The organism is Armatimonadota bacterium (assembly GCA_029907255.1).
Classification (GTDB): domain Bacteria; phylum Armatimonadota; class UBA5829; order DTJY01; family DTJY01; genus JAIMAU01.
Genome location: JARYMF010000001.1, coordinates 204,380 through 231,198 on the forward strand (window position 1 = coordinate 204,380; position 26,819 = coordinate 231,198).

General features: G+C 45.8%; 24 protein-coding genes. 18 read left to right on the forward strand and 6 right to left on the reverse strand.

Annotated elements, in window-relative coordinates; all coding sequences use genetic code 11:
• Positions 1–16 precede the first annotated feature (16 nt).
• Together QHH26_00800 and QHH26_00805 are read right to left on the reverse strand one after the other, a co-directional pair.
• The gene (locus QHH26_00800; protein MDH7480495.1) at positions 17–409 is read right to left on the reverse strand and encodes a cupin domain-containing protein; all 393 of its coding nucleotides are present in this window, start codon (positions 407–409) and stop codon (positions 17–19) included.
• Between the two features lie 13 nt (positions 410–422).
• Positions 423–809, reverse strand: coding sequence for a RidA family protein (locus QHH26_00805; protein MDH7480496.1), 387 nt, complete (start codon positions 807–809; stop codon positions 423–425).
• Positions 810–997: 188 nt separating this feature from the next.
• Between QHH26_00805 and QHH26_00810 the strand changes: the two genes are divergently transcribed.
• From QHH26_00810 to QHH26_00820, 3 genes are all read left to right on the forward strand, one after another.
• Complete coding sequence (locus tag QHH26_00810) at positions 998–2,881, forward strand: diguanylate cyclase (protein ID MDH7480497.1); 1,884 nt, start codon at positions 998–1,000, stop codon at positions 2,879–2,881.
• Positions 2,882–3,253: 372 nt separating this feature from the next.
• Entirely contained in the window at positions 3,254–6,034 is a 2,781-nt protein-coding gene (locus QHH26_00815) for a PQQ-binding-like beta-propeller repeat protein (protein ID MDH7480498.1), read from the forward strand.
• 37 nt (positions 6,035–6,071) lie between these two features.
• Positions 6,072–8,963: a PQQ-binding-like beta-propeller repeat protein gene (locus QHH26_00820; GenBank protein ID MDH7480499.1), complete on the forward strand. Its 2,892-nt coding sequence runs from the start codon at positions 6,072–6,074 to the stop codon at positions 8,961–8,963.
• A 76-nt stretch (positions 8,964–9,039) separates the two neighbouring features.
• Here QHH26_00820 and QHH26_00825 read toward each other — a convergent pair whose 3' ends face one another.
• Positions 9,040–10,131, reverse strand: a complete 1,092-nt coding sequence (locus QHH26_00825; GenBank protein MDH7480500.1) for a type IV pilus twitching motility protein PilT — start codon at positions 10,129–10,131, stop codon at positions 9,040–9,042.
• Between the two features lie 365 nt (positions 10,132–10,496).
• Between QHH26_00825 and QHH26_00830 the strand changes: the two genes are divergently transcribed.
• Positions 10,497–11,267, forward strand: coding sequence for a rhomboid family intramembrane serine protease (locus tag QHH26_00830; protein ID MDH7480501.1), 771 nt, complete (start codon positions 10,497–10,499; stop codon positions 11,265–11,267).
• Positions 11,268–11,274: 7 nt separating this feature from the next.
• Here the strand turns inward: QHH26_00830 and QHH26_00835 are convergent, their stop codons facing one another.
• Entirely contained in the window at positions 11,275–11,907 is a 633-nt protein-coding gene (locus QHH26_00835) for a 4Fe-4S binding protein (GenBank protein MDH7480502.1), read from the reverse strand.
• A 160-nt stretch (positions 11,908–12,067) separates the two neighbouring features.
• Entirely contained in the window at positions 12,068–12,298 is a 231-nt protein-coding gene (locus QHH26_00840; GenBank protein MDH7480503.1) for a hypothetical protein, read from the reverse strand.
• Positions 12,299–12,612: 314 nt separating this feature from the next.
• Here QHH26_00840 and QHH26_00845 point away from each other — a divergent pair, with 314 nt between their 5' ends.
• From QHH26_00845 to QHH26_00865, 5 genes are all read left to right on the forward strand, one after another.
• Positions 12,613–13,641: an NAD(P)-dependent oxidoreductase gene (locus QHH26_00845; GenBank protein ID MDH7480504.1), complete on the forward strand. Its 1,029-nt coding sequence runs from the start codon at positions 12,613–12,615 to the stop codon at positions 13,639–13,641.
• Between the two features lie 86 nt (positions 13,642–13,727).
• A complete protein-coding gene (locus QHH26_00850) occupies positions 13,728–14,771 on the forward strand; it encodes a dihydrodipicolinate synthase family protein (protein ID MDH7480505.1) in 1,044 nt (347 codons plus the stop codon).
• A gap of 42 nt (positions 14,772–14,813) precedes the next feature.
• Positions 14,814–15,815, forward strand: coding sequence for an aldo/keto reductase (locus tag QHH26_00855; protein MDH7480506.1), 1,002 nt, complete (start codon positions 14,814–14,816; stop codon positions 15,813–15,815).
• Between the two features lie 32 nt (positions 15,816–15,847).
• Positions 15,848–16,300, forward strand: a complete 453-nt coding sequence (locus tag QHH26_00860) for an NAD(P)H-dependent oxidoreductase (protein MDH7480507.1) — start codon at positions 15,848–15,850, stop codon at positions 16,298–16,300.
• Between the two features lie 62 nt (positions 16,301–16,362).
• Positions 16,363–18,477, forward strand: a complete 2,115-nt coding sequence (locus tag QHH26_00865; GenBank protein MDH7480508.1) for a glycosyl hydrolase — start codon at positions 16,363–16,365, stop codon at positions 18,475–18,477.
• A 3-nt stretch (positions 18,478–18,480) separates the two neighbouring features.
• Here QHH26_00865 and QHH26_00870 read toward each other — a convergent pair whose 3' ends face one another.
• A complete protein-coding gene (locus QHH26_00870) occupies positions 18,481–19,113 on the reverse strand; it encodes an SGNH/GDSL hydrolase family protein (protein ID MDH7480509.1) in 633 nt (210 codons plus the stop codon).
• 176 nt (positions 19,114–19,289) lie between these two features.
• On the opposite strand from QHH26_00870, the gene QHH26_00875 reads away from it, so the two are divergent.
• From QHH26_00875 to QHH26_00915, 9 genes are all read left to right on the forward strand, one after another.
• A complete protein-coding gene (locus tag QHH26_00875) occupies positions 19,290–20,246 on the forward strand; it encodes a KpsF/GutQ family sugar-phosphate isomerase (protein ID MDH7480510.1) in 957 nt (318 codons plus the stop codon).
• Positions 20,246–20,788, forward strand: a complete 543-nt coding sequence (locus QHH26_00880) for an HAD hydrolase family protein (protein ID MDH7480511.1) — start codon at positions 20,246–20,248, stop codon at positions 20,786–20,788. Before QHH26_00875 ends, QHH26_00880 begins: the two co-directional genes overlap by 1 nt.
• Positions 20,789–21,526: a metallophosphatase gene (locus QHH26_00885; GenBank protein MDH7480512.1), complete on the forward strand. Its 738-nt coding sequence runs from the start codon at positions 20,789–20,791 to the stop codon at positions 21,524–21,526. It begins immediately after the preceding gene.
• Between the two features lie 15 nt (positions 21,527–21,541).
• On the forward strand, positions 21,542–23,407 hold the full coding sequence (locus QHH26_00890) for a glycosyltransferase family 39 protein (GenBank protein MDH7480513.1): 1,866 nt from the start codon (positions 21,542–21,544) through the stop codon (positions 23,405–23,407).
• Positions 23,404–24,732, forward strand: coding sequence for a glycosyltransferase family 39 protein (locus tag QHH26_00895; protein MDH7480514.1), 1,329 nt, complete (start codon positions 23,404–23,406; stop codon positions 24,730–24,732). The genes QHH26_00890 and QHH26_00895 overlap by 4 nt, the downstream gene beginning before the upstream one ends.
• A gap of 93 nt (positions 24,733–24,825) precedes the next feature.
• Positions 24,826–25,506, forward strand: coding sequence for an endonuclease III (locus QHH26_00900; GenBank protein MDH7480515.1), 681 nt, complete (start codon positions 24,826–24,828; stop codon positions 25,504–25,506).
• Positions 25,493–25,882 (forward strand): PaaI family thioesterase, encoded by a 390-nt coding sequence (locus tag QHH26_00905; GenBank protein MDH7480516.1) that lies wholly within the window; start codon positions 25,493–25,495, stop codon positions 25,880–25,882. Before QHH26_00900 ends, QHH26_00905 begins: the two co-directional genes overlap by 14 nt.
• A 19-nt stretch (positions 25,883–25,901) precedes the next feature.
• Positions 25,902–26,156 carry a DUF2007 domain-containing protein gene (locus tag QHH26_00910; protein ID MDH7480517.1) on the forward strand — a complete coding sequence of 85 codons (255 nt, stop codon included), beginning with the start codon at positions 25,902–25,904 and terminating at the stop codon, positions 26,154–26,156.
• On the forward strand, positions 26,157–26,792 hold the full coding sequence (locus tag QHH26_00915; GenBank protein ID MDH7480518.1) for a DUF4412 domain-containing protein: 636 nt from the start codon (positions 26,157–26,159) through the stop codon (positions 26,790–26,792).
• Positions 26,793–26,819: the final 27 nt, after the last annotated feature.

Consider the following 26,819-nt stretch of genomic DNA (forward strand, 5'->3'; position numbering starts at 1 on the left):
CTTAACCTCTCGCTTTTTATGTTGGAAAGTCACTTGGCAATGGTTTGGCAGGCACTGGGTGGCCTTTGCTTTTTTCTTCATCCTTATGAAGGTGGCCAATGCGCCCTCCTTTCGGAGTGGCGTCCTCAAACCAAAATGCCCACAAATCTTCGTAAACTTCTATAACGTCGTGTTCGTCGCCGGCACGAGTGCAAACAATATCTCCAGGTTTGACATAATACTCATGCCCTTCGGACATTACTTTTGCCTTACCCTGAAATATAAGCCAATATTCATCGCAGTCATGAAAGTGGCAATCAAATCTTCCATTTTCTCGAGGGACGCCGAATATCCCGGCACTTGTAACTTTGCACCACTCAGGTCTGTTTCCCTCACCCATTGGCTTTTCAGACGTGCGAATTACTGGCATATTACCCTCCTTGTTATTGACCTAACCAGGCAATCGCTTCGATTTCAACTTTGGCATCTTTTGGCAATCTGGAGACTTCAACGGTGGCTCGTGCCGGGGGCTCGGTATCAAAATATCTACCATATACTTCATTTACGATTGCAAAATCATTCAAATCAGCTAGATAAATTGTTGTTTTTACCACGTCGTTAAGCGTTGCTCCAGAATCCTCGAGAATGTTCATAATATTTCGCAAAGCCCGGTCTGTCTGGGCTGCTGTGTCTCCCTCTACAAATCTGCCCGTAGCTGGGTCGACCCCTAATTGACCGGAGATAAATAGAAACTCGCCGGCTCGAATTGCTTGTGAATAAGGACCAATTGCAGCAGGGGCACGTGATGTAACAACTGGTTGTTTTGTCATTTCTAAGTACCTCCCTTTGAGGCTGACTTTTAGTCATTATATTCACCAAATATTGAAAAAACAAGCGGAAACCAATTTCTTTTAGTCTTGTTTCACCCTAGGAATCTCGCCAAGAAATCCAATAATTAATTTAAACAGTTCAAAGATTATCAGCTTTTGCAAAGCAAGTAAGTTTTGGTGGGGGTAGTATGAGGAAGTTAAAACTAAAAGGCAATCTTGAGTCAAGATTGTGTATCTTGACTTCAGGATTGCTTTTTGCATTACTCCTTGCTGTGGGGCATTTAGTTATCTCGGAACAATCAAAAGCTCTCAATGACCAAAAAACCGATAAATACCAAGTACTTTCAAGAATTCTTGCTCTTTCGTTTTCTCCTATAACTGAAGTAGGCGATATGAACAAATACAGGGCATTTGCTGAGAGATTTATGAAGGCGGATGCTGACATTTTGTTTGTAGTTATAAGCGAATCAAGTGGGAAGACTCTATTTGCCCAAAGCCGACTGTCTAAGGATTACAATCAGAAAAACCTATTTGGTCGTCAGTCTTCAAACCTTCTACGCTTCCTGCGTACACTTGATCTTTCAGGAGGTAAAAACTTCCAAATTGTGAACATTCCGACAATGATTAAGCCTGGGGAAATGGGCACGATTGGAGTCGGTTTTGGCACTCAGACGGTTGATATGATTATTGAGGGTTTGCAAGCGCGATTGTTATGCGTTTTTGCTGTAGCTTTTCTTGTCGGGTTGGTAGGAACAATCTCATTGGCGAGGGCAATTAGCAGGCCAATAAGGCAGCTTACCGCAGCGGCTCGAGCTGTTTCTTCTGGTAATTTAGATGTTACAATACCTATAAAATCTGCTGATGAAATTGGGGAGCTTGCGGGAGCGTTCAACCATATGGTTGTGGCTCTTAAAGAAAGCAGAGATCGCCTAATTGAGCGTGCTAACACTGATGGACTTACGGATCTTTATAATCACCGTTATTTTCAGGAGCGCTTAGGAAAGGAGTTAAGTCGGGCTGAGCGTTATGGCCGACCACTTTCCATCATTATGTTGGATATTGACCACTTCAAGGCGCTGAATGATACGCATGGGCATCCTTTCGGTGATGTTGTGCTCCAAGAAGTTGCAAAATTGCTTGTTAGCTCGGTACGGGATATTGACGTAGTCAGCCGCTATGGTGGCGAAGAGTTCGCTATTATACTTCCAGAATCCCAGGCGTCTGAGGCTGTTGCCGTTGCAGAAAGGCTCAGGTCAGCTGTAAGGAGGCATTGCTTCATTGGTAAAGATGGTCAAAGCATCCCCGTTACCATCAGCTTGGGGGTGGCGCAGTACCCTATCCACAGTACTGAGCGCGAAGGCTTGATAATGGCTGCTGATTTAGCCATGTACCAGGCGAAGTCTATGGGCAGAAACCGCGTAGTTGCGTTTAGTAGTGACTTTTCAACGGACAAGTCTGCTGACCCATACCGACTTTATCTACTGCTTCATGCTACTGATATTAGTACAATCGAGGCCATAGCCGCAGCAGTAGATGCAAAGGAGCAGAGAGAACCTGGTACGTCATGTGCTGTGATGCAAGATGCTGTTGCCCTTGCAGAAGCGCTTGGCTTATCGGAACAAGAACGAAATGATGTAAAGATTGCAAGCTTGTTGCATGACATCGGCAAGCTTGGCATCTCCGCTTCTATTTTGAGGAAGAATGGGGATCTGACCGAGGAAGAAAAGCGAGTCATTAGAAGTCATCCGGCCTTAGGCTATGCTATTGTTCAAAAGTCGCCTCATCTGAAGTCAATGCTTCCTGGAATTCTTTATCATCACGAAGCTTGGGATGGTAGCGGTTATCCAAACTGTTTAAAGGGTGAAGAGATTCCCCTGATAGCTCGCATAATTGCAATTGTTGATGCTTACCATGCAATGATGACGGACAGAGTGCATGGCAAAAAGATGACACCTGATGAAGCAAAGGAAGAGCTGCGGCGGTGTGCAGGCACACAATTCGACCCGAATCTAGTGGAGCTGTTCATTAATATATTAGACAGAAGGAAAGCAGATAACAGGATGGCGGCATAAGAGGATTTTGCAGTTGTTTTTGAATAAAGCGGTCGCAGAATATTTGAGGGCAGAAGCCTTGGCTTCTGCCCCATTTTTATTACTAAACGTTCAAGCATGCTTTGACTATGACTCAGTGGTTTAAGCATGCAACGGCTCTTGACAAAACTGAGAAAATGTTTAATAATATATAAACAATTTCTTCTATTGTGCCCCTCGACCATACCGCGGAAGGCTTGGCGCAGGGTAGCAATTCCTTCAAAGAAAAGGAGCTAGGCGATGTGCAAAAGATATTACCACGCTAAGATGTTGCTCCCCTTCCTGGTTAGTTGCATGTTATTGTTGTTTTTCGCTAATTTTGCCTATTCACAGTTAGCAAACTCCCCTTGGCCGATGTTTCGCCATGACCTTCGACACACGGGTGCAAGTCCAATCCATGATCCTCCTATGGCTTCAACCTTCTGGAAATATTATACGGGCGGGGGTTACAGCTCTTGTGCAGTCGGCTCTGATGGCACTATTTACATTGCCGCTGGTTCGTATCTAAATGCTTTGTACCCAGATGGCAGGCTAAAGTGGAAATGCTTAATTGGCACCGTAGATCGCTCAAGTCCAGCAATAGCGGCAGACGGAACAGTATATGTTGGCTCAACCAATGACATGCTCTATGCTGTCAATCCCAACGGCACCGTAAAATGGAGTTATCTAACTGGGGGCGATGTAACAAGTTCTCCGGCAATCGGGCCAGATGGAACTGTTTATGTTGGTTCAAGGGATGGCAAGTTGTATGCAATAAATCCCAATGGAACGCTAAAATGGGCGGCGCAGTGCGGCACTAGTGTACATACTTCATCGCCGGCAGTCGGGCCTGATGGGACAATTTACGTAGGCAGTTATGACAAAAACCTTTACGCTATCAATCCAGATGGTTCTGAAAAATGGCGTTTTCCTACCGGTGCCGAAGTCTTGAGCTCGCCAGCAATTACAGCAGATGGAAACACTATATATTTTTCTTCGTGGGACCGAAAGCTCTATGCAGTTAACAAAAACGGCACACTGCTTTGGACATTTCCTATTGCCCTTAAATCTGGAAGCACTTCGTCTTCTCCTGCTATCGCCCCTGACGGCACAATCTATATAGGGTCGAATTACGGAACGCTCCATGCAATTTCTTCGGTTGGGACTGAAATTTGGCGATTTGAAACAGGGTCAGATATTCGCTCGTCGCCTGCAGTTAGTGCGGATGGTACGATATATTTTGGGACATGGGATGGCTACCTGTATGCTCTCAATCCAAACGGCACTCTAAAATGGCGGTTTCTTGCCAAAAGTGGTATATATGCTTCCCCGGCAATTTCTGCAGATGGTACTGTTGTCGTTAGCGCAACTGATGGTTATGTGTATGGCGGTTTGAGGGGAACACCTCCCGCCACCAATCCGCCGAGCAACCTTACTGCTACCGTAATTTCTGAAACCCAGGTTCATCTTCAATGGCAAGATAACTCCAACAATGAATATGGCTTTAGGATTGAGCGGCGGCTTGCACCTTACCTTAACTTTACTTTGGTAGCAGTAGTTGGAGCTGGCGTTACCTCTTATGATGATTCTGGCGTGGGTAGTGGTTTGACATACTGCTATCGGGTATGCGCCTATCAGGAGGGCGGCAACTCTGGCTACACAAACGAAGCGTGCGTCACTATGCCTGGATTGGCCGCCCCAACTGATTTGGTAGCAGTTGGTATATCAGAATCAGAGGTAAGTCTAACTTGGAGAGATTGGTCTGCAACCGAGCTGGGCTTTGCGATTGAGCGAATGACGGGTCCAAACGGACATTTTCGCCAAATTGCAGTTGTTGGTCCTAACGTGACGTCCTATACCGACGCGGGCCTTGCTCGCGCAGAAACATATTACTATCGCATACGGAGTTTTGACGCGGTAAGATATTCTATATACTCTAACGAAGCATGGGCGCAAACTCATGGTATGGATTTCTCCGACGTAACTTTGGGCAATACCTCAAGGAAGCAGATGGCGCTGACGTTTGATGCTGGGGTAACGCCAATCCGTCCAGGTTTGCTTAATATCTTGAGGCAGTATAAAGTCTATAGTACATTTTTCATCACTGGCAAAGTGGCCGAAGCTGAGCCATGGAATGTTGTCCAGGCTGCGGTTGATGGGCACTACATCGGCAATCACACGTACACCCATCCCGACCTCACCACCTGTAGCGACGAGGAAGTTATCTATCAACTTACGAAAACAGATGACGTGTTATATTCGATATGTGGCCACCATGCTAGGCCATATTTCAGAGCGCCAAGTCTCAAGAGAGACGCGCGGGTACTTGCGCTTGCGCAAAGCGTGGGTTATCGAGATATCGCATGCACAGCGGGTGGGGGAGATTATAGTGGCTGGACTGTGGAGCAAATTATCAACAATACGCTTAGCAACGCAAGAAATGGTTGCATTATGTTATACCATTGTAGCCCGGAAAACACGGAAATCGCCATGCCAACTATAATTACTGAGCTGAGAAATAGAGGCTATGAGCTTGTTACCGTTCCTGAGATACTTGCACCAGAAGTCGTCACAAGTCCAAATGGCTTGATAAACCCTGGCTGGAATCTGATTTCGATTCCTACCGAGCCTGCCAACCCCAATCCTCTTGTCGTTTTTCGTAACGTGGAAATTGACGGTAATTTATACCGGTGGGATAAGGATTTTGTGAGCTACTTTTCCTTTGACTCATGGGATGTTGAAACATTCGGTACCGTTAGTCCAGACGAAGGCTACTGGCTCTATACCACCGCGCCGGTAACAATAAAGTGCGCCGGTGCCCAACCCTCAGCTGCTCGACACATAAAACTTGCCCAGACATCGCCATCTCCTGTCAAATGGACGGTAATAGGCTATCCGTTTTCAATAGCTCAGCCAATAAGCAACTGCAGGGTGAATAATCCAAATGCTACGGACCCCAAAGAACTGCCAATTGCAGAGGCTGCGGCGGCTGGCTGGATTTCGAGCACTTTTTGGTGGTGGGACTCGGCCTGTGGTTCTCTTCGAACAGTAGGTTTGCCGGATGATTGGCCTGACACAACGCAGCTAGAGCCCTGGCGTGGATATTGGGTTCAATCTTTCACAAATGGCTTGGATCTTATAATCCCAAAGCCATAAGAGTATTTGCATTTTTTGAAAAAGGGATGGTTTGAAGATGGTAAAAGCAAGTTTTGTAAAACCTATTAAGATATTTTTAGTTGCAATATTGGTTGTTTGTTCGGCTAGCGCAATGGCACAGCTGGCAAACTCCCCTTGGCCGATGTTTCGCCATGACCTTCGTCATACGGGTGCGAGCCCGAGCCATGATCCTGCTCCGGGTGGTACTTACTGGAAATATAGTGTTGGTGGTGGGCTTTCATCGCCGGCAATAGGTCCAGACGGCACAATATATATCGGCGGCACCTCATCGCTTTATGCTCTAAACAGCAATGGAACATTTAAATGGTCGGCGTCCATAGGGTCCTCTACACGTTCATCTCCAGCGATAGCATCCGACGGAACAATCTACATTGGAAGCAACAGCGATAGGCTGTATGCTTTTAATTCAAATGGGACATTGAAATGGAGCTATTTAACGGGAGGCGACATTACAGGTTCTCCTGCTATTGCCCCCGATGGCACGATATATATTGGCTCGAGGGATGGAAAACTTTATGCTCTTAATCCAAACGGTACAAGAAAGTGGTCCTGTACATTGGGCGACATGCATATGTCTTCGCCGGCGGTAGGCCCAGATGGAAAAATATATGTTGGTAGCAGTAATTCGAAATTGTATGCAGTAAATCCAACTAATGGCAGCATTTTGTGGAATTATTCCGCGGGCGATGGCATTCTTAGTTCGCCAGCTATTAGTTCAGATGGCTCCAAAATATTTTTTGGTGCATATGATGGTTATTGTTACGCTATCAACGCTTCGGATGGTAGCCTTATATGGAAGTTCTTGGCAGGCTATAAGAATGGCAGTACTACCTCCTCACCAGCCATTGGTCCTGATGGCACAGTCTACGTAGGTTCGAATTATGGCACGCTGTATGCACTTGACCAAGCAACCGGGGCGGAAATCTGGCATTTCGAAACGGGTTCGGACATTCGATCTTCGCCGGCGGTTACCGCCGATGGCACGATCATTTTTAGTACATTTGATGGCTATGTCTGGGCTTTAAACTCGAATGGCACGAAAAAATGGCACTTCTTAATGAGAGGAAGTGGTTACTCATCCCCAGCAATTGCTGCTGATGGAAGTGTTGTTATTGGTTCTTTTGACGGATATGTTTATGGCAATTTGAGAGGTACACCTCCTGCTGCAAATCCACCGAGTAATCTTGTGGCAACTGCCTTGTCGGAGACTCAGGTTCAACTGCAATGGCAGGATAATTCAAACGATGAATATGGCTTCCGTATTGAACGCAAGATCGCTGGAGGTGCTTACGCTTTTATTGCAAATGTTGGTGAGGGTGTGACAACCTATACTGATTCTGGGCTCAGCTCAGGTCAAACTTACTACTACCGTGTATGTGCCTATCAAGAAGCTGGAAACTCTGCTTATTCGAATGAGGCGTTGGTTACGACTCCTGGCCTTGCAGCACCAACCGACCTTGTTGCGACGCCCATTTCAGAAACTCGCGTCGACCTTACTTGGACTGATAGGTCACCGGATGAATTAGGCTTTAGGATTGAACGAATGGTAGGGCCGAATGGCCTCTTCCAGCAGATAGCCATAGTTAATGCAGGGGTAACTACTTATTCTGATGTAAGTGTGAACCCGGCGACAAACTATTATTATCGTGTACGGGCTTATGATGCCACTCGAGTTTCCACGCCGTCAAATGAGGACTGGGCACTTACACCAGGTAAGGACTTCACAGAAGTATCTATTGGCAATACTTCTCGCCGCCAAATGGCTCTGACATTCGACGCAGGCACGGCATCAATTCGTTCTAGTCTAATCCAATTCCTAAAAGACCAAAAGGTTTTCTGCACTTTCTTTATCACTGGTCTAGTTGCTCAAACACAACCCTCGCAAGTAGCCCAGATTGCTGCAAACGGTAATCACATTGGCAATCATACATACGACCATCCGGATTTGCGTGACTGTACCGACGAACAGATTGCGTGGCAATTGAGCGTTACTGATGACATCTTGTATGGCATTACGGGTCATCATACGCATTCGTATTTTAGAGCACCTTATGGATATACCAATTCGCATGTTCTGGCTGCAGCGGCTAATGCAGGCTTTAGAAGCATATATTGGACAGAAGATTGTGGTGATGCATCATGGAATGCGTCAACGGAGGAGATTATTAATCGTACGCTGAATGCGGCAACCAATGGGTGCATTATGCTTTATCATTGCACTGTGGCCAATACCGAAGCTGCTATGCCTACAATCATTAGCGAACTAAGAAATAGGGGTTACGAATTAGTCACAGTGCCGGAAATCATTGCACCCGAAGAAGTAGTAAGTCCAGAGGGTACAATTAACCCTGGTTGGAATTTGATTTCAATTCCTCTTGAGCCGGCTAATCCAAGTCCTCATATAGTCTTCCGTCACCAGGACATAGATTCAAAACTTTTCCGATGGGATAAGGACACAGCTACATGGGTTGTGTATAGCTCTTGGGATCCTGGGGCGTTTGGGAATATCAGCGCTGACGAAGGGTATTTCTACTACGCAACTGAACCTACTACAATCAGATGCATGGGTGCTCAGCCTACGGTTGCTCGTCACATTAAGCTGGCGCAAGCGGCTCCTTTAGAGTCCCCATGGACTATCATTGGATATCCGTGGACGACCCCTCAGGATATAAGCAATTGTGAAGTATTCAATCCGAACGCGGTTGAGCCCAAGACGCGTTCCATAGAAGAGGCAATATCAGAGGGATGGATTTCAGCTACTTTGTGGTGGTGGGACTCTGCAACCTGTTCGCTGAAGACCGCTGGTTTGCCAGACGATTGGCCAGACTCAACTCAATTTGAGCCATGGCGGGGTTACTGGCTGCAGTCGTATGGCAACTGCCTCGAGCTTATAATTCCGCCACCATAGAATGCTGTGCAAATATTTAAGTGCCTGGCAATTCAACTCTCGCCAGGCACTTGAATCTAAAAGGGCATTCTACCAGCTATTGTATTTCCCTTGTTGCTTTCCTTTCGCCGAGCTTTTCGAGGATTTCCTCTGGTTTTTCAGCAGCACGAAGCATTTCGTTTCTGTCTATTAGTCCTCTCGAGTAAAGCTCGAAGAGCGAATGATCAAGTGTTTTCATCCCAAGCTGCTGGCCGGTTTGGATAGCGGAGAATATGGCATATGTCTTTTTCTCTCTGATTAGGTGCTGAATTGCCGGAGTAGCAATCATGATTTCGAATACTGCTACTCGGCCATTGCCGTCTTTTCTAGGTAGGAGAAGTTGCGATATAACTGCAATGAGGTTGCCGCTGAGCTGTGTTCGGATTTGTTCTTGCTGGTCAAATGGGAATACGTCTACAATTCGGTCAACTGTTCTAGCTGCTCCGGTTGTATGTAAGGTTGAAAATACAAGGTGGCCAGTTTCAGCGGCAGTAACCGCTGCTGAAATAGTCGCAAGGTCTCGCATTTCACCCACAAGGATAACATCTGGGTCTTGTCGCAGAGCCTTGACAACCCCCACGGCAAAACTTGGGACGTCGTTTCCAACCTCTCGCTGTGAGATAATGGACTTTTTGGGCTCGTGGTAATATTCAATTGGGTCTTCAATAGTTATTATATGGCAGTCTCGGTGTTGGTTTATGAAGTCTATCATCGTTGCCAACGTGGTAGTTTTACCAGATCCTGTTGGCCCAGTTACCAATATCAACCCTCGTGGTGCATAGAGTAGCCTCTGAATGCGAGTATCAAGCCCAATCTCCTCGAACGTTAGTAGTTTGTATGGAATAAGGCGCATGTTGATGGCAACGGTCCCTTTTTGCATAAAGGCTGCGACTCTAAAGCGAGCTCTGGCGAATGTGTAACCAAAGTCTGCTCCTTGTACTTCCTCCATCTCAGCTAGTGCTCTGGGCGTAGCTATATCTTGCAGAAATTGCTCTGTTTGCTCTGGCTTGAGTGGACCATATTCCTCGAGTCTGTGAAGCCTGCCGTGGATTCTAAGTGTGGGAGGCTCTCCTACGAGCATGTGCATATCGGAGGCGTTCAAATCTACAGTTTTGTTTAAAAGTTCCTCTACGTCTATCCTATCCGCCATACGGTTATTCTCCTTTCCAGTGTCGCGTTATCCACAAGCGCATTTGGAATTGGTATACCATAATACGCTTGTGGTGTCAATTAAGATGGGCGTTTTTAAAAAGTGGGCATAAAAAAATACCCCGGTTGTCGGCAGACCGGGGCAAGACCGGAAAGGAGAAAAAGATGGTGCTTTCTACTCAAATTATCGGTGCATAGCGGGGATTACTGGAGTATTTTTATTAGATAACAGCAAAATTCCGGGGTTTCTGAATATCTTGGTTTTGCAAATTCTTAATGCATATTCCCCACTCGACACTTGTGATATTAGGTGTTAGAATCTACAGGTTGTGGGAGAATTGGTTTTTGGAGCAACGGAGGACATATATGAGAGCTGATGACTTGCAATACAAAATAGAACGTTGGATATTCCATGATGGTATACCAGTGACAAAATTAGTAATCATAGCTAACATTGTAACTTTCCTCGCTATGGTTCTATTTCGAATGCGAATAATTGAGGAATACTTTGTTTTCAATACTTCCCAATTGCTTGCAAAACCTTGGACTGTAGTAACCTATCCACTTGTGGGGATATTTGGTGGCATTATTTATATGCTTTTTGCTATCTACTGGCTGTGGCTTGCAGGCGGGAGTCTAGAGCGGTCATGGGGAAGCCGGACGTATGCCGCATTCTTCTTTATTACTTCTGCCCTGACAGCGTTTGGCTTGTATGTGGGAAGCATGCTGATTGGCACTTCGGCTAGTGCCGCCGGATTATGGCTTCCAATTGCGGCAGTGACTGTTGCGTGGGCCATGCTGAACCCTGAACAGCAAATATTGTTTATGTTTTTTATACCTCTTAGATTAAAATGGGTAGCCCTAATTAGTGTAGGGATAGTATTTATCGAGTATGGCTCACGAAATCTAATCCTTGGGGTGTTTGCGCTTGCAGGCTGTGGAGCTGCCTATTGGTATGCTAAAAGTGGTACCGAATTTCATTTTGGCACATCTCGCCATCGCGTCCAGGATAATGTCATCCGCATTCGTCCTAGATATAGCCGAAGTCGGACATTCAATCCTCTCAAATGGTATAAGGAATACCGCCAGCGGAAGCGCCTCGAGGATCTCTTTAAACGTTCCGGCATGGGAGATTAAAGGAAAACTAGCTGGTTCCCAGCTTTAAGTGGTCTGTGGTTGTGCATTCAAGACAGCGAATGCACTCTGCAGTGTTTATCTCCTTAACAGGGTCAATCTCAACTGGGCATTTCTTGCGGCAGAGTCCGCATCCGTTACAAGCCTCGGTGGTAATCCTCAGTCGGAATAGCGAAAAACGATTGAATAAGGCGAATAATGCACCAAGTGGACAAAGAACGCGACAAAAACTTCTTGATGCCACTATAGCAAAAATTAGCACGCCTACTAGTATGGTAATCCTAGTGGCGAAACTCCACCATGATCCCGTGCTTATGCCCATAAAAGCCCAAGGAATTGCCGATTCAAGCGTCCCAGCTGGGCAAAAATTGCAGTAGGTATATGGCTGCCCTGGCAAAAAGAATGGTATGGCGAATACCAATCCGATAAGGAGAACATATTTCACGAAGTTAAGCTGGCGTGGTAGGGTAATCTTCCGCGTTGGGATTTTATGTAGGATGTCTTGAAGTAAACCAAAAGGGCAAATCCAGCCGCAGACCAATCTGCCGCCAAGTGTGCCGAAAAATCCCAAAATCCCAATTGTGATGAATGGAATCAGCCGAAGAGTGCTAAAGTTAACAAGGATTCCAATAGGGCATGCCATTGCTGCCAGAGGGCATGAGTGGCAATTTAATACTGGTGCGCATATTGAGCGCAACCCAATGGAAGGGATGTTTAGCACAACCAGGAAAGAAATTTGGGTAATTAGCCTTGTTTTGCTTATTTTTTTGATTATGGAACCCATAATCTTTAGTCTACCAAATTCAAGTGGGGCAGGCTTTTCCTTTGCCTGGTTGTGTTTCTTTCTTTTCTTTACCAGGTTTAGTAAGCTTCCCGTCTTTTCCGCGTTCCACGCTATGGGTTTCGCTTAGTTCTGTTACAGCCGGCTCGCCTAAAAGCTCTCCATCAACATTATATCGAGCTTTCAATGCGGAGTAGGCTATAAGCCCAGCGAAAAGGACGATGCATATAATAATTAGTACAGCCCTTTTCATTGTTTGCCTCGTTATAGAAAGGATATCTGCTACTTATTTGGTGTGAAAAGTTTAACATGATTTGTACAAATATTACAAGCGCACGGATTTCTGGCTGTCGATGTACGGAATTGGGCGGATAATCTAGTTGCTTGCAAATCTTTAGAAACTTTTTCCTGCATCTTTGCCTTACGAGGACAATTCTTCAATTATCGCGAAGGCAATTCCCCAAATTGTGTTGAACTTTAAATCACGAAGGACAAAATTAAACAAGATAGTATTAATTATTTTCGGAAAGGATAGCCATTATGTGCACAGAAGGCAACAAATTTTTGTTGATTGATAGAATTGAAAGCCTTCAGCAGCTCGAAGATATGCTTAGCGAGCCAACTGAAGGAGTGATTAAAACACTTGCAAGGCTGGAGGGGGACGTTCTCATCCTTGGAGTTGGCGGCAAGATGGGCCCAAGCCTTGCGCGAATGGTAAAGCGTGCTTCGGATGCTGCTGGGGTGAGCCGTCGGATAATCGGTGTAGACATTTTTCCATCATCTGAGCAGGAATCGAAGCTTCGTGAGGTTGGTATCGAAACAATAAAGTGCAACTTGCTTGACCCCGATGATTTGGCTAAACTCCCCGATGCTTCTAATGTTGTCTTCATGGTTGGCATGAAATTTGGCACGACCGGCCAAGAGGCGTTAACTTGGGCTGTCAATGCATTTTTGCCTGGCATGGTATGCCAGAAGTATAAGAACAGCCGGATGATTGTATTTTCAACAGGAAATGTCTATGGTCTTTCGCCTGTGACTCTGGGTGGTTCAGTAGAAACAGCGCCGCCTAATCCTGAGGGCGAGTATGCAACAAGCGCTCTAGGGCGCGAACGCATTTTTGAGCATTTCAGCCTTAATTTCGGCATTCCCATAGCAATTATCAGGCTTAACTATGCGGTCGAGATGCGATATGGTGTTCTAGTTGACATAGCCCAAAAGGTATGGTCGGGCGAGGAAATTGACCTTACAATGGGAAATGTGAACGTAATCTGGCAGGGCGATGCCATCGCAATGGCTTTGCAGTCGTTTGACTATGTGGCTAGTCCACCTTTTGTAATAAACATAACCGGTCCGGAAATCCTAAGCGTTCGGCGAATTGCATGGGATTTTGCCGGATTAATGGATAAACTAGTTGAATTTTCCGGTGCGGAATCACCCGATGCGCTGCTTAGCAATGGACAGCTAGGACATCGTCTCTTTGGGTATCCGAGGGTTCCAGTACAACAAATGATACGATGGATTGCTGATTGGGTTATGCGCGGGGGAGAAACTCTTGGAAAGCCTACGCATTTTGAAACAAGAGATGGCAAGTTTTAATAGCATTAAAGATAAGATTTTACTTGCACAGCGAGAAGTCAGAAGAATCTAATACCTAGAAAGAGTATTGTAAATTTGTGTGCGCTATGGAGAACAGCATCAAGAAAATCCTAGATGAGGGAGTGGTCATTCCCGCAAGCCCGCTAGCGTTGACAGCTGAGCGGAAGCTTGACGAGCGCCGGCAAAGATTACTTTGGCGGTACTACATAGCTGCAGGAGCAGGTGGTTTGGCAATAGGGGTTCATACAACCCAATTTGCTATTCGGAAGCCAGAGGTTGGTCTTTTCAGACCGCTTCTCGAGCTGGGCGCCGAGGAGATGAAACACATCAAAAAGCCTTTTGTGCGGATAGCTGGTGTGTGTGGAAAGACGGAGCAGGCAGTAGCGGAAGCTTGCCTTGCACGTGAGCTTGGCTACCATGCAGGATTATTGAGCTTGGCTGCGCTAAGCGACGCTAATGAAGACGAACTTATTGCTCACTGCAAAACTGTTGCTGAGGTAATTCCTCTTGTTGGTTTTTACCTTCAACGCGCAGTTGGCGGTCGAATACTTCCATATAGTTTCTGGCGGCGATTTGCTGAAATTGAGAATGTTGTGGCTATTAAAATTGCTCCTTTCAATCGCTACCAAACAATTGACGTAATTCGTGCAATAGCTGAGTCGGGCCGTGATGACATTGCACTCTATACTGGAAATGATGATAACATTGTGCTCGACTTGCTTACGCCTTATCGCTTTTCCGTAAACGGCAAGAAAGTTGAACGCCGAATTGTAGGCGGACTGCTAGGCCAATGGTCGGTATGGACTCGTAGCGCAGTACAGTTACTTGAGAAATGCCATGAAGTTGTTTCCAAGGGCGGAGATGTGCCAGCTGAAATGATGCGTCTTGCGGTGGAATGGACAGATGTTAACGCGGCGTTCTTTGATGTCGCAAATGGTTTTGCAGGGTGCATTGCTGGCATTCATGAAGTGCTTCGCCGGCAGGGATTGCTAGAGGGCATTTGGTGCCTTGACCCAAAGGAATGTCTCAGCCCTGGGCAAAGTGAAGAAATTGATAGAGTATATAAAAGCTATCCGCACCTGAACGATGATGATTTTGTGCGGGAGTGGCTCACAACAAACGGCTTGTGAGCATTTTTATTAATCAATTATTTCGAGATATAGGTGGTAAGTATGAAGTATGTGAAATTTGGAAACGCTGGCATCGAAGTGTCCAAGCTTGCCTTGGGGTGCATGGATTTTCCCACAAGACTTGATGAATCGGAAGCCCAGCGGGTGCTTGATACTGCACTGGATCACGGAGTGAATCTCCTCGATACCGCTGACACATATGAAAAAGGCCGTGCAGAAGAAGTACTTGGACGCATACTTAAGGGCAAACGGGATAGGGTAATCCTTGCTACCAAGTTCTGGGCAAAGATGTATGATCGTCCCAATGGCCGGGGTTGCTCAAGGGTACATATAATAAACGCTTTGGAAGACAGCTTGCGACGACTTCAGACTGATTGGATTGACCTTTACCAGCTTCATCATCCTGACAGCAATACTCCAGTTGAAGAAACAATTTCCACACTCGACAATCTGATTAAGCAAGGGAAGATTCGCTATTATGGTGTTTCAAATCATTATGCTTGGCAGATGGCACATATGCTTGGAGTAAGCGCCTTGCATAACTGGGAGCCGCTTATTTCTGTGCAGTGCCGCTACAACATAATCGACCGCGCTATCGAAAATGAGATAGTACACTTTGTCCAGCGGTTCAATATAGCGACAATGATTTATGGCGGCCTCAGCGGTGGTATACTTTCTGGTGATTATCATCGGGGCGATCAGCCGATTCCTGGTTCGCGTCTTGCAAGACTGAAGAACTATCAGGCAAAGATTACTGATGCTACTTTCGATTTGCTTGAGAAGCTTGAGGTATTGTGCAAGAAATACAATATAGGCATGAACCAACTAGCAATTGCATGGCTTGTTTCAAAGCCATATGTAACGACGGTTCTTATGGGTGGAAGCAAACCAGAACACTTCGAACCCATTTATAGCGTCTTAGATCTTGAGATTGCTCCGGAAGACCTTCAGCAGATTGATGAATGGTCACAGCAGTGGCGATATATTCCGTTTCACAACCAGCGAATTGTTGAAGGAGCTGCGCCAGCTCTAAATTGGTGGTAAGAGGTTCTAATTAAGGGTAAGGAGGAGGCGTTATGAAACGTATTTTGATTGTCTATCATTCGCAAGAATACGGCAATACTAGAAGAATGGCGGAAATGGTGGCGGAAGGTTGCCGCCAAGTTCCAGATGTAGAAGTCATGCTGGTAAACACAAACGAGTCGCGAGTTGATATGAACACTGCCGAGCAGGCCGATGCCTATGCGATAGGTAGTCCAGATTACTACTCATATGTCGCGGGTGGAATAAAGCAGTTTTTTGATGACCTTTATATCGCTGCTCTTGCTGGAAAACACGTCAAAGGCAAGCCATGCGTGCTATTTATGACCCATGGAGGCGGTGGGAAGGGCATCGCTAGCCTTGAAAACCTAGCTCGGGCAATTAATTTGGAGATTATCGCTCCTGCAGTTGTTTGTCAGGGCGCTCCAGGAGGCGATGTAGAAAATCAAAGCAGGAAACTTGGCAGAACTTTGGCGGAGTACGTTTAGGCGTGAAAATGCTATATTTACTACTTGCCTGTTTTCTTATTATCAACAAAACGGAGGCTTCGGTGAAACTTCCACAATCTGACCGTTCACTTTCAGAACGGTTTATGAATCCACCTGCCGAATCGCGCATAATAAAAATTATCCATTCTTGGCCAGACGACCCAAATGCCCAAGACGACTTAATCTCAAAGCTAATCAATTCCGGTTTTGGCGGAGTGGTGTGTAATGTCTCGTTCGACCAATACCTAGAGAGTGAGGAAAAATGGGCTGCCTTTGTTCGCGCGGTAAAGGCGGCGAAAAAGGCGGGAATGTCACTATGGCTTTACGACGAGAAGGGTTACCCCTCAGGTACTGCCGGCGGTATCACGATGCGTGGTAATCCGGAGTGGGAAGCGCGCGGACTTCTAATTGCTGAAAAGATTTGTGAGAGTGGTTTAGTTAATATCGACCTCCCACCTGGCAAGTTATTTATGGCGGTTGCATATCCAATAGTACAAGGGCGAATGATACCAGATAATGCGGTAGATTTGTCTGCATATATTCATGAGAGAACACTTAGCTGGAATGTGCCTGAAGGTGTTTGGCATGTATTTGCAGTAACAGAGGATTTCCTTTATGAATCTACGCATGCTCAAATTAGCCTTGCAGATAAACTACACTACATAAACCTCTTGATGCCAGAGCCGACCGCTCGTTTTCTTGACGTTACCTACGGTGCTTACGCAAAGCATCTTGGTACTAATCTTGGCAAGTGGTTCATTGCAACGTTTACCGATGAACCATCATTAATGAGTTTTTGGTTCAATCAGATGCCCTATCGTGTAATACCTTGGTCGCCCAACTTGCCTGTAGAGTTCGAGAAACGCCGAGGATATGCGCTAAAGCCGGTTGTACCTATGCTTGTTGGTGATGCTGGTGAAAAAGGACAGAAGGTTCGCTATGATTTTTGGCTTACAATTGGCGAGCTTGTTTCAGAAAACTTTTTCGGTCAGATTCAAACATACTGTCGCAAACATAACATACCATCCGGCGGCCATCTCCTGATGGAAGAATCACTAGCAGCTCATGTTTCGTTTTATGGCGATTTCTTTCGATGCATTCGGCGACTGGATGCCCCAAGCATAGACTGCCTGACAAGCATACCGTCGGAAGTTCCATGGCAGATAGCCCGTCTTGTCAGCAGTGTTGCCGAACTTGAGGAAAGATCACTGACTATGTGTGAGACATCCGATTTTATCCAGCGCTACCGACCTCAGGGAGATGCCAGGCCTATTCGCGATGTTACCGAGGCGGAGATAAGGGGCACATGTAACCGCCTGATGTTAAATGGAATTACTACCATTACAAGCTATTACTCATTCTCTGGCCTATCAAATGACCAGTTGAGGAACTTAAACACGTACATTGGTAGATGCTGTACAATGCTCAAGGGCGGCCACCAAGTGGCAGATATCGCAGTGGTCTATCCAATTGAGAGCATGTGGCCTAAATTTGTTCCTGCACATCAATATGCAACAGACTCACAGGATGCTAAACGAATCGAAGATGTTTTCAACAAGGTAAGCCAGTTGTTGTGGGAGTCTAGCCGAGATTTTACTTATATAGATGGTCAGGCTCTATCGAGGGCGCGCGTAGAAGGAGGCGCTCTTGTGCATGGTAAACTTCGTTGGAAAGTGGTCATTCTGCCTTGTGTAGACACACTACCGATGAAGGCATGGGAGAATTTAGTTAGCTTTTACAGGAACGGCGGCGTCATTATCGAGATAGGAGCGCTCCCAACCAATAGCGAAAAGGAATTCCCGTCTCCCAAAGTTAGAGAATTGGCGAAAACTTTGTTTGCGCAGTCTAACACACCAAATGGCAAAACAATATTTCTAGATGCTGGAGCCGAAGAAAAACTTCTAGATATTCTTCGCTCGACCACGAAACCCGACGTGGAAGTTCCAGCAAATTCACCGATTAGGTTTGCACATCGACTAATCAACGGCTTTGATGTTTACTTCCTGATTAACGACGGCGAAAAGCCTTGGAATGGCACGATTAATTTTTCGATTGCCAGAAAGGGTGAGCTTTGGAATCCCACTACGGGCGAAATCAAGCTTTTAGATTCAGCTAAAGGCATCCAGCTTGAACTTGGTCCATATGAAGGCGTATTTTTCCGTTTCCTTCATAGCTAACCATCACAACGCGTTGACTGCTTGAAGCCATGCGCGTGCCATAAGTGCATGCCCTGCAGGAGTGGGATGAACGCCATCGGGTGCCCAGAATGCTAGCTCCCTGCGCGCCGATGCTTGAGCAAAGATGCCATCGGTTGGAACGAGTATTGCTCCAAATTCCCTTGCAAGATTTCGTACTATCTCAATCTTTGGGTTAAGATCCTCACGCCATAGAATTCGGTCTTCGGGGATTGGGAGAACGAAAGGTTCTAGCAAGATAAACTTTGCATTGAGCTGTTCCTTTGCCTCGGTGAGGATTTCACGATATGTGTTTTCATAGACCTCATGCGGCATTGGGTTGTTTTGGGTGTAACGTCTTGCAGCTTCGTTTATTCCTATCATTATAGAAATCCATGTTGGCTTTAGGTCGAGGCAGTCTGCTTTCCATCTTCCTTTGAGGTCCATGACCGTGTTGCCACTAATACCGCGGTTTAGGAAACGAACACCAAGCTCTGGATACATTGCCGAAAACCATGCTGCCGCTATCATTGCATAACCACGGCCTAGGTCCTCGCCTACTTCGCGGTTGCGCCCAGCATCCGTAATGCTGTCGCCTTGAAAAAGAACAATTGCATTTTTCTCAAATACTGGTGACATAACTACCTCCTCTGAAATTCCTAACATTTGAAATATTAAACCAAACACTTGGTAAACCCTTTTCTAGCTATTTAAAAGTTTGCTCAGGATAGAGTCCAATGTTTGTTGCGGGTAATGCGCCGCACTGGTATAATTCTAACAGCTAGAAAGGACAAGGGCTAGTAATGGAGGCTCGAATGCTAGAGCGAGCAAAGAATGTTCTTGAGATTGAGGCAAACGCAATCCTTGCGTTAAGAGACAGACTGGACAAAAGTTTTGTTGATGCTGTCGAGTTGATTCTGAAGTGTAAAGGTCGAGTTGTCGTTACAGGTATGGGAAAATCTGGCGCAATTGCAAGAAAAGTCGCCGGAACGCTTTCAAGCACAGGAAGCCCAGCATTGTTTCTACATCCTGCTGAGGGAGTCCACGGCGATTTAGGTATGGTTACTGGTCAGGATGTAGTAATCGCTTTCTCCAACAGCGGCGAAACTGAAGAAATTATGTCTATAGTTCCCATAATCAAGCGAATTGGCGCAAAGCTAATCAGCATAGTGGGTAAAAAAGACTCGGCACTGGCAGCAAATAGCGATGTCGTGCTTGACGCCTCGGTCGAGCGCGAAGCATGTCCGTTGGGTTTAGCGCCAACTGCAAGCACTACCGCTATGCTAGCTCTTGGAGATGCAATTGCACTGGCTGCAATGGAAGCGCGAAAATTCACGGCGGAGGATTATGCTCTCTTTCATCCAGGTGGAACGCTTGGGCGCAGGCTTACGCTTCGCGTTTGCGATGTCATGCGCACCGACGACCGTGTGGCTATAGTTTCAGAGGATGATCTGGTTCGTGATGTCCTGTTTGCGATTACTCGCGCAGGGGCAGGTGCGGCAGCAGTTGTAGACGGCGAGCGTCGGTTAGTCGGAATCATAACTGATGGTGACGTGCGCAGGCATATGCTTGCAGATGAACGCTGCCTTTACAAGCGAGCGTCTGAGATTATGACGGTAAACCCGAAATTTGTAAGACCCAATCAACTTGCTACCGAAGGAATGCATATCCTGGAAGTTTTCAAGATAGGTGAGTTGCCAGTACTTGATGACGAGAATAGGCCAATCGGTATGCTGATGTTAAAGGACTTATTTAAGGCTGGTATAGTATAATGGTTGAAGAAAGATTGCTTCGAATAAAGCTATTGGCAATGGATGTTGATGGGGTTCTAACAAAAGGTGACGTTATTTATGAAGACGACGGCGCCGAATACAAAGTCTTCAACATCATGGATGGTCTCGGAATCACAGTTGCAGGGCATGCTGGTCTTCTTACAGCATTTGTTACCGGTAGGAAATCCGGTGCGGTTGCCCGTAGAGCGAAGGAACTCAAAGTAACCGCATTGTGTGATGGGTGCCAAGACAAAGGCACCGCCATTCGAAACTTGCGTTCTAAATTCAGCCTTTCAGCTGATGAAATCGCCTTCGTTGGGGATGATATTAACGATATTCCGGCTTTTCGGGAAAGCGGGTTGAGAATTGCGGTTTCGAATGCATCTGATGATTTAAAAGCACATGCTGATATAATTACAAATTGCTCAGGTGGAAATGGTGCCATCCGCGAGGTAATCGAGATGATCCTGAAGGCTCAGGGTAAATGGTCCTCTGCGGTCGAATGCTATCTTCGTGAGCTTGAGAGTGCCGGAAAGGCTTAAATGCCAAATCTCACTATCCTTTACACAGGTGACCTTCATGGCAAGCTCCGTCCGAATGTGGCTGAGCGGATAAAAGCGGAGAAGGCCGCATGCGGCAACTGCCTCCTCTTCGACGCAGGTGATGCTGTTCCCTCAGGTAATATCTATTGGCGACCTGGTGGCGAACCTATTTTGGCTAGAATGAGTGAAATCGGATATGATGCAATGGCGCTAGGAAACCGCGAGTTCCATTTTCTTCAGTATGGCTTTAAGTCGAAAGTATCGCTTGCTCAGTTTCCCATTCTCAGTGCTAATCTCAGGTGCAAAGGTAGTTTGTGTAAGCCAATGATTCTCCCCAGTGCCATCTTGGAGTCTGCAGGGGTAAAAGTGGCAATATTCGGTTTAACCGTGCCAATGATTACTCGCCAGATGTTAGTTAGGTTAGTTAGTCCATATTGGTTTGAAGACCCCGTAAAAGTAAGCATGGAGATAGTGCCTATTCTTCGAGCAAAAGCTGATGTCGTGATTGCGCTAACACATGTTGGAATCAAGGTTGATAAGGAAATTGCTCTGGAGACGCAGGGCATTGACCTTATAATCGGCGGCCACACGCATATTGCGTCAACTGAGCCGATTGTCATTGGAAACACGAAAATTCTCCATTCAGGATGGTGGGGTCAGTATCTTGGCAAAGCTGAGTTGATAATTGGGCGAAAAGGGATTGAGATATCAAATACGCTGGTTGACCTAAGAAGCTAAGGAGGCGCCTATCTAGTGGAGTTTAAGATTTCGTTGACTGCACTCCCAGTATCAATTGTAATTTTATTAATCGCCATCTCGTTTGGTCGAATGCTTCTAAAACATTTGGGCATTAAGGCTTCTGATGACCTAGAGTGTTCTATTTTCGCTACTGGTTTGGGGTTGGGAGTTTTGGCATATCTAGTGTTGGCAGTTGGCCTTGCAAATATTTTGTATGCCTGGGTGCTAGTTACTTTGCTTCTGATATTAGCAGTCGCCTCCCTAAAAGAAATAGGAGCATTTGTATGCGTCATTTATAACCACTTGCGAATGTCGAGGAAGAGAATAAGCGCCCTATATGTACTCATTCTAACTGCTGCTGTTCTCATGGGGGGTTTTGTGCTAATCTCAGCTTTGGCACCGCCAGCCTTCAGTGATTGGGATGGCTTAGCTTATCATCTTGCTGTTCCCAAAATGTACCTTAAGGCACACAAGATCTACTATATTCCGTTCATTTCCCACTCGAACTTCCCGTTTCTTATCGAGATGCTCTATACAATTGGTTTAGCATTAGGAAGCATAGGTGTTGCAAAGCTTTTCCACTTTGCCATGTATATTATAACAGCCCTTGGGATATTCTCGCTGGGACGCAAACATATCAATTCGGTGGCTGGTATCGTTGGGGCATTGGTGTTCATGAGCGTGCCTCTCTGCATTTGGGAAGCGGGGATTGCATATTCTGACATCTCGACTGCGCTATATGTGCTCTTGGCAACCTATTGCGTGGTGAATTGGGAAGCGAAATTTGAACGCGGGTGGCTGATTCTGGGTGGAATTATGGGCGGATTTGCCTTAGGTACTAAAGTCTTGGCGGCGGTGCCGGTTCTTGCATTATGTATTTGGGTGTTCGTATCTGCATTTAGAATGAAAGGGATATCCGAAGGAATAAAATCAGCATCTATTTTAGGCGCAATTTTGCTTTTAATAGCTGCGCCATGGTACGTCAAGACTTTCATATATACTGGCAATCCGGTCTATCCATTTCTCTACAACATTTTTGGTGGGAAATACTGGAGTGCGGAGGCGGCTCGAAGCTATCGGCAGGCACAGCTTGAGTTTGGAATGGGGCGCGGTCTACTTGATTTTGTTCTTCTCCCTTGGAATATCACAATGCATGGAAGTAAGTTCTATGATAAGGGTGCCCCTGTGTTCTTTGGAATTATCGGTCCAGCATTTCTGGGAATACTTGGTGTTCAAGTATTTCAAAGAAACATAAGCAAAGTTGCAATCAAACTACAGCTTGTTGCGGGGGCGTTTATAATTGCATGGTTTTTCCTGATGCAAAGTGCACGGTACATGATAGGCATACTTCCGCTTTTGAGCGTTGCTGCTGGTGCTGCAGTAGCAAAAGCAAACAGCGATTGGAAGATGACCAAACATATTGTCAATATGTTTGTTGCAGGGTGCATATTGATAGGCTTATATCCGGCTGCTGTCATGGGTTATTGGTGTGGTCCTGTGGTTTTTGGATTAGAACCTTTTGAAGAATACCTATCTCGAAGTCTTGACGTATATGATGCGGAAAACTTCATCAATACTTCAACGCCGAAGAATTCAAAGATCATACTATATGACGAGGTTCGGGGTTTCTACCTTGACCGGCCGTATATTTGGGGCAATCCTGGTCACCACGAGATGATTCCCTATAGAACTTTCAAAACGGGAGACCAGCTTGTTGATTGGCTACGTAGACAAGGCTTCACGCATGCTCTCATTAATTGGCGGTTTTCCTCCTTGGGTTCGAAGGCGGGTTACCAAAAACTTATATTGCAAGCGATTGGATCTGGTCGTTTAGCTGAGGTCTATTGCTCAAATGGCGTCAGCGTCTATGAGATAAAATGAGAGGGCAAGAGCAACGCAACAAAAGAACTTTAGGGGCGAATTCGACTAGAAGAGGCAAACGGCATTTATACCTCGGTGGTATAATCATACTTCACATTGTTCTAGGATCGTTGTATTGGTATTACACGCCTTTTGGAGCTTCTCCTGACGAAAAGGCGCATGGCGCTTACATTCACAGCATAGTTGCTGAGCGTAGGCTGCCTGTTTTTAGTGCGGCTGACCGGGAAAATTATGAAGCACATCAACCGCCTTTGTACTATTTGCTTGGCGTGCTATTTTATCAGACAGCAAAGTCATTTGGAAGCGAGAATCCTATTGAGGCGGTCCGCCTATTATCACTTATTCTAGGTGCTCTTTCAATTTTGGTAACCTACAGAGTTGTGAAAATGCTATTTCCCGAAGATGAAGGGCTTTCAATCGCATGCGCTGGATTTGTTGCGTTTCTCCCAATGCATTTAACATTGAGTGTCTCAGTGAGCAACGATATGCTGACGGAATTGTTGTTTGGTGTTGGGCTGCTTTTAATGACACGCATATTAACGGCAGGCTCGACATCACGAAACATGTTCCTGCTTGGGTGTGTGCTGGGACTAGGTTTGTTGACCAAAACAACATGTGTTATTCTCTTTCCGCTTGCGGTTCTTACATATATCTTTGCCTGGCGTCTCGAGAAAGATTCTCATATCATGTGGCAATTGGCTGGCATATTTGGCGTTAGTCTTATAATTGGAGGCTGGTGGCTTCTTCGGAATAAGCTCCTTTATGGCGATTTTTTTGGTGTATCAGAGTTTGCAAAAGCATTTGAGCAAACTGCCCGTCCGCAGTATTGGCTCCACGAGCGAGGGCTGTCTCTTGGGAATTATGTTTTGCTTGTTTGTGGTTGGACTTTTGCGAGCTTTTGGGGCGTTTTCGGCCATATGAGGGTTTTTATGGCAACCTGGATCTATTTTCTCTTAGGTTTGGCAACGTTGGCATCAGGTATTGCGCTTGCACCAGCCATTTCCTATTGTATAAAAGGACGGGAAGAAGTTAGGACGTCGCAGGTAATTAAATATTCTTTAATGCTCTATGGTGCTACACTGGTGCTTGTATTAGTTGCTTTCATTACATTCAATTTCAAATACTTTCAGGCACAAGGAAGATACTTATACCCCGCTCTGATACCAATATCGCTGTTTTGGGTTCTTGGCATTCGGCAAGTTTTTCCATCAGGCGTTAGAAAATTCGCGCCTGGTTTCGTCATTATTTGCATGCTTTCTCTGGCATTTTATGCTCTTGTAGGGTACGTCGCACCGTTATTAACTGAGATTTATGGTGTTCTATGAAATATTAATAACTTCGTTTGGTTATTTATCGTGAGCCAATAGTGTCTTCGCATTGCGGGTGCTCTCTTACTGTGATATACTTTTTCTTGGCTAATGGAAAAGATTAGACAAATTTGTACATTACTTGAGAAAACCTACGGGAGACCCGAGTGCAAACCTAGGCGCGACCCACTTGAGGAGCTAATATTTACAATACTTTCCCAGAACACATCAGCGGCAAATTATACTAAGGCATTCAACAATCTAAAAGAGAAGTTCAAGTCCTGGGATGACGTGCGTAAAGCTCCGGTGGCAGATATCGAAGACGCAATCCGCATTGGTGGTTTATCGAAGATAAAAGCAGCGCGCATTAAGAAAATTCTAAACGAAATCTGTGATATTTACGGTGAATTATCATTAGATTTTCTGGCGAATATGACCGATGAAGAAGCACTCAATTGTTTAATGAAGTTTGAGGGAATTGGAATAAAGACAGCATCTTGTGTCCTCATGTTTTCCCTTTGCCGTCCGGTGCTTCCAGTTGACACACATATTCATCGGATTTCGAAGCGCTTGGGACTCATAGGCTCCGACGTAAGCGCAGAAGCGGCACACAAGATTTTGCAAGGAATGCTGAAAAACGAGGACGTCTACTCATTCCACGTTAATATGGTGACGCATGGTAGAAAAGTCTGCAAGGCACAAAGTCCCATGTGTTGGACTTGTTGTTTGCTTCCAATATGTGAGTATGGAAATAGGCGTCTACAATGGGAGGAGTCAGTTGGAACTGCGTGACGACGGAAGATGTTTTGCATGCGGACCTTTGAATCCCATAGGACTTAAGCTTCAATTTGCCGAAAAGGATGGAGAATACATTACTCGCTTCACCCCAAGCCAGGAGCATCAAGGTTTTGTTGGAATTACCCATGGCGGTATAATCTCAACAGTGCTCGACGAGGTGATGGCACGATACGTATATGTTAAGGGGTATAGGGCGGTAACCGCTGAGATTAGCATTAAGCTTCGAAAGCCGGCGCCAACTGGCGAAGAGCTTATTGTAACCGGCCGGATAAATTCTAAAAAGGGCCGTTTGCTGGAGTGCTCGGCGGAGGCGCGAAACAGCTCGGGCGATGTGATAGCGGTAGCTGAGGCTCGAATGCTTGAAGTTTAAATTATCAAAGGAGAAATTCATGAATCACGAAGGTTATGTTTCTGTTTTCCAAGCACCAGACGAATTGACGGCGAATTTGATTAAGGGCATTCTTGAAGCAGAAGATATTGACGTAATCATCCATTCGCACCAGGTACCTTGGATGGATAGCATTATGAAACCTGCAGAAGGCTTTTGGGGCGATATTTTAGTGCCGGAAGAGGAGGCGGAAAGAGCAAAGAAGGTTCTTGAGGCATATGAAAGTGGCTCAAAGATTTTAGAGGAGGAAGAGTAAATGAAAACAGTAAGACTGCTGGTGGTTTTGGCTGGGCTGCTAGTGCTGGTATTGCAAACTGCAGAGGCGGCTACGTATGCGAAGTCTGGCTATATGGAGCAAACAGGGACTATTACAAACGCTGGGGTCTCTAAGTCTCAAAATAGCAAGCTCTATTGGAAGGACAAGAGGTGGCGGATGGAAACGCTGGTTGGTGACAGATTGATGATAACTATTGGTACCGGCGATGCAATATACACATATTCACCTCTTGAAAAGAAAGCCGCAAAAAGTAAAGTGAACACACCAAGTATAATTGAGATTCTGGTTCAGCAAGCGGACAGAATGAAGAAAGTTAAAGGGGCGAAAAAAACAGGAACGGAAACAATTAGGGGATATAAGTGCGAGGTCTACACCTTGACTTCTCCAGACAAAAAAGCCACTGGGAAAGCTTGGATGTGTGTCGACCCTAGACTTCCAATCGTCTTGAAGCAGAGCGTAACGGCGGCAAATGGTTATTCAGAAGTTCGAGAAATAAAGACAATCAGACTAAACGCAAGCGTCTCAGACGATAAGTTCACGCTGCCCAAGGGGACGAAAATCATAGAGGTTAAGGCACAACCTAAAGCTGCGCCTAAGTCTGGCTCAAAGAAGTAGGCTATTAATAACCTTAAGAGGCAGGAG